This window comes from Diaphorobacter ruginosibacter (assembly GCF_040396215.1).
GTDB classification, from domain to species: domain Bacteria; phylum Pseudomonadota; class Gammaproteobacteria; order Burkholderiales; family Burkholderiaceae_C; genus Diaphorobacter_A; species Diaphorobacter_A ruginosibacter_A.
Window position 1 is genome coordinate 1 of record NZ_JBEBOW010000198.1, and the last position, 4,693, is coordinate 4,693.

General features: G+C 65.9%; 3 protein-coding genes. 1 reads left to right on the forward strand and 2 read right to left on the reverse strand.

The window, feature by feature from the left end; genetic code table 11:
* Together ABWP92_RS16515 and ABWP92_RS16520 are read right to left on the reverse strand one after the other, a co-directional pair.
* Positions 1–1,059 (reverse strand): acyltransferase family protein (locus tag ABWP92_RS16515; RefSeq protein ID WP_353236500.1); only part of this gene is annotated, 1,059 nt, incomplete at its 3' end.
* A gap of 523 nt (positions 1,060–1,582) precedes the next feature.
* Positions 1,583–2,443, reverse strand: coding sequence for an isocitrate lyase/PEP mutase family protein (locus tag ABWP92_RS16520; protein ID WP_353236501.1), 861 nt, complete (start codon positions 2,441–2,443; stop codon positions 1,583–1,585).
* Positions 2,444–2,595: 152 nt separating this feature from the next.
* Here ABWP92_RS16520 and prpR point away from each other — a divergent pair, with 152 nt between their 5' ends.
* Positions 2,596–4,638: a propionate catabolism operon regulatory protein PrpR gene (gene prpR / locus ABWP92_RS16525; RefSeq protein WP_353236502.1), complete on the forward strand. Its 2,043-nt coding sequence runs from the start codon at positions 2,596–2,598 to the stop codon at positions 4,636–4,638.
* Positions 4,639–4,693: the final 55 nt, after the last annotated feature.

The window sequence follows — 4,693 nt, forward strand, 5'->3', positions numbered from 1 at the left end:
AGCCTTCTTCGCTTCCTTCTTCGCGTTGGGCTTGGTGTCGCGCAGCCGCAGCGCCCAGCGTTCGATGGTGTAGAACGACAGCGCGGCCAGGGCCACCGAGATGGCAAAACCCAGCAGCACGACCAGGGGCCACGACATGTGCGCGCGCAGATAGCGCACGACAGGGTAATGCCACAGGTAAACGCCGTACGAGATGCGCCCCAGCTTGACCAGCAGCGGCGCGCTGAGCATCTCGTAGATCAGACCCGAGCGCTGGTTGACCGCCAGCAGCAGCACCACCGCCGCGCACTCGACGACGGTCATGCCCCAGACCATGGCTCCCTGGTTGTCCCAGCCTAGCTCCAGCAGCAGCGGAATCGCCAGCGGCAGCCACATCAGGTGCGGCATGTTCTTGCGGAGGTTGTCGAGAAAGGCGGGCTTCTCGACCATCAGCGCGGCGAGCAGCGCGCCTGCGAGCAGGCCGGTGGCGCGGGTGTCGAAGCGAAAGAAGATCTCGTAGAACTGCTGGCCTTGAACGACCCAGAGCACGCGCCAGGCCCAGCTCATGATCCACAGCAGCAAAATGGAGCGCCAGACCTTGCCCGGCGTGGCGCGCCGGAGCAGCAGCACCAGGAGCGGCGGCCAGATCAGGTAGAAGTGCTCTTCCACCGACAGCGACCACATGTGCAGGATGGTGTCCGGGCTGTCGAAGAAGGCGATGCCGTAATCGGCGAGGTAGAGGATGGAGACCAGCGAATCCGAGTACACATCGTCCAGCTCGGGCCAGATCATGGGCGCGAAGATGCAGTACGCCAGAAGAAACAGGGCCAGCGCCGGCATCAGGCGGAAGAAGCGGCGCCGGTAGAACTGCCAGTAGTCGATGCGCTGGGTCTTGTCGACCTCGATGAGCAGCAGGGTCGTGATGAGAAAGCCGCTGAGCACGAAGAACAGGTCCACGCCGAAGAATGCGCCGTCAAAGAGCGGGACGTGTGCATGCGAGAGGAGAACGAGCGCGATGGCGACGCCGCGCAGGCCGTCCAGCGCGGGGTTGTACTGCAGTTTGTATTCGGTTCCAGCCAAAACGAGGCTCCTCCAGTTCTTGATGGACAACCGCCAAACGCCATGGCCTCGCGGTGTGGGGTGCTTGCTCGCCCGTTCACTTGTCGACTCGTGAAGAATCGCGCAAGCGCAGTGCGGTCAGGCGCGTCGGGCAGACGGCCCGGTTTCCAGTCCGGAAATCGGGCGGCGCGCTTGCCTCGAAGGCGCGAGTTGATTCTTGAATGTCTGCAAGATCGGAAATTCTAGACAAACTCGGTGGATGGGTATTTCTGAATGTCACGGGCGTCAGTCAATATTTCATGACTTTCGTGACTGTGGGCGGGCGAGGCGTGTGATCCGTCCTGGCCGTCAAAGGTTCCGTGTGTGCTGGAATATCTCCGCGGGCCCTGCTCTATACGTTGAGTGTGGGCCGGCCAGCGCTGCCGCCTGTTGATGGATGCGGAGTTTCGCAGAGAGGGGCAGGGGGCAATGGCTGCTTGCATTTGCCAACAAAATCCACCGCCGCGCGGCGGCGAAGGGCGAAAGTTTTCGCCCGCCGCTCATTTTATTGATAGCGTTTTTCGAGCTCGTCCCAGAACGGCTTGTTCACCAGCCGCTGGCGCTCGGCGAAAGGCGCCACCAGGTCGGGATTCTCTTGCAGATGATGCGCGCGCTTGAGTTCGCCCAGCGCCTTTTGCATGCCGGCCAGAGCGCCCTGCAGCGCGGCGTTGGCGTAGAGCACGATGGAAAAACCCATCGCGCCGAGTTCGTCGGTGGATGCGATGGGGGTCTTGCCGCCGATCACCATATTCATCAACTGCGGCTGCTTCAAGCGCTGCGGCAGGGCCTGGACCTGCTCCAGCGTAGTGACGGCTTCCACGAACAGGATGTCGGCGCCGGCTTCCGCGAATTGCTGCGCGCGTTCCACCGCGGCATCGAAACCGTGGATGGCGGCGGCGTCGGTGCGCGCCATGATGAGCGTGCCGGCATCGCGGCGCGCATCCACGGCAGCCTTGATCTTTCCGAGCATTTCGCCGGTTTCGATCACGGCCTTGCCGCTGAAATGGCCGCAGCGCTTGGGGCTGACCTGGTCTTCGAGCTGGATACAGTCGGCGCCCGCGCGCTCGAGCGTCCGCACGGCATGGTAGGTGTTCAGCGCGTTGCCGAAGCCCGTGTCGGCATCGACGATCAGCGGCAGTTCGACGGCGTCCCGGATGCGCGCCGTGTGATCGGCGATGTCGCTCAGCCCCATGAATGCCTGGTCCGGCAGGCCGAACCACATGTTGGTGACGCCCGCGCCGGTCACGTAGATGGCCTCGAAGCCCAGATCGGCCACGACGCGCGCGGACAGCGCATTGAATGCTCCCGGCACCAGCACGCCACGGCGCGCGTCAATGAGGTCACGGAGTCTCTGCTTGGTGTGCATGCGAAATCTTTCTGCTTTCTGGATGGTCAGTGAATGGTCCATGGGTCAACGCAAAGCGCGTGCCAGGCCGGACATGCCGCGCCCGAGCGCTCCATGCGGGGCCTGGGCGGATTTGTTGCGGATTTCGTTGCAGGAATGAAATAATTCATTTCATGGATGAAATTGAAATGGCAGGCACCGCCGCCCGCGCGGAGGACGTCAGCCGGTTGCCGCACATCGTGACCGTGGGACGGTACCGTATCGGCAGGGTGATGCAGTCAGTGGCGCCGTCGTGGGAGGGCGTGGCGCGGATCACGCACGTCAGCGCGTCCTTCGAGGACGCCGTGCGCGCGGTGCGCGCGCTGGATGCCCGGCAGCCCATCGATGCGCTGGTGGCCGCGGGATCGAGCGGCGCGCACGTGCGCGAGCGGGTCGAAATCCCCGTGGCGATGGTGGAGGTGCGCGGGCTGGGTCTGCTGGAGGCGTTGATGACGGCCAAGCAGCAGACCACGGCGGACAGGCCGCGCGTGGGGCTGGTGTCGTTCGATGCGCCTTCGCCGCAGCTCACGCGGTTCGATGCGCTGTTCGGGCTGGGCATCGCCCAGTTCGTCTATCACGGAGCGGAAGACGCCGCCGCCTGCGTGCAGCAGTTGCGGGCGGCCAACGTGGGCGCGGTGGTGGCTCCCGGGCTGGTGGCCGATCTGGCGCAGCAGGCCGGAATTCCGAGCGTGCTGCTGTATTCCGAAGCGGCCGTGCGCCAGGCGATGAGCGACGCGCTGCTGCTTGCCCGGCACCGCATGGCCGAGCGCGATCGGCACCAATGGCTGGAGACCGTGCTCGGTGAGCTGCAGGACGGCGTGGCCGCCATCGACGCCCAGGGACGCATCCGTTCGCTGAACCCTCGCATGGCCTCGCTTCTTGGCGGAAATGTGCAGGCGCTGCATGGGCGGATGCTGGCGGAGGTTTCTCCGCTGCTGATGCAGGGGCACCCCGAGCGCCTGCAGGAAAGCACGGAGGAAGTGGTGCAGCTATCGATGCGCACGCTGGTGCTGCGCCGCGCCCCTCTGGTGGAGAACGGTGTGGTTACGGGCGCGCTGCTGGTCTGCCGCGATCCCGCCGTCATCCAGCGGGCCGATCGGCATCTGCGCGCCAACCAGCGCCAGCGTGGCGCGGGAGTGCGCTGGAGCATCGACGATTTCCTGGGCGGCAGCCACGCCGCCCGGCGCGTGCGTGAACTCGCGCATCAATATGCCGGCAGCGATGCCACGGTACTCATTCTTGGCGAGAGCGGCACCGGCAAGGAAATGATGGCGCAGGGCATTCATCGCGCGAGCCGCCGGGCGGCGCAGCCGTTTCTCGCGGTGAACTGCGCGGCGCTTGCGGAAAGCCTGCTCGAATCCGAGCTTTTCGGATACGACGAAGGCGCCTTCACGGGCGCCAGGCGCGGCGGCAAGACCGGCCTGATCGAGGCGGCGCACACGGGCACCCTGTTTCTCGATGAGATCGGCGACATGCCGCTGGCGCTGCAATCGCGCCTGTTGCGCGTGCTGCAGGAGCGCGAGGTGATGCGCGTCGGATCGACGACGCCCGTTCCCGTTGACGTGCGGGTGATCGCGGCCACCCATGCCGATCTGGCGGTCCTCGTCGAAAAGGGGCTGTTCCGCCGCGACCTGTATTACCGGCTGGCGGTGCTGCGCATGGGCATGCCGGGCCTGCGTGAGCGCGGCGGCGCGGATGTGGCCGAGCTGGCGCGCGGCATGCTGGCGCGCCATGCGCTGCGAGCGCAGGAGCGGTTGGAGCGGCCGGAACGCGAGAGGCTGGAGCGGCTGCTGGATGAGCTGCTGAGCATGGCGGCCGACTATCCGTGGCCCGGCAACGTCCGTGAACTGGACAACTGGATCGAACGTCTCCTGGCCTGCGCCGCTTATCTGGGCGTGGAGGTCGGTGTGGGCGCGGGTTTGGGCGCGGGCGATGCGCAGGCAAGGCCTTGCATCGAGCGGTTGCGGGAAGTCTTCCCGGAATGCGCGTCGGCGCCGCTGCCGCCGCACGGGGAGGCCCCGCTGCAGCAGCAGGCACGCCTGAAGGACACCCGCCAGCAGGCCGAGCGCGATCACGTGCGCGAGGTGCTGGAATCGGTGCAGGGCGATCAGAGACGCGCCTGCGAAATCCTGGGGATCAGCAGGGCCACCCTGTGGCGCAGGCTCAGGCAGGGATGAGCTCTCAGAACGTGTTTACGATCTCTACGCAGCCGCGTTGGAGTGCAATCGGGAT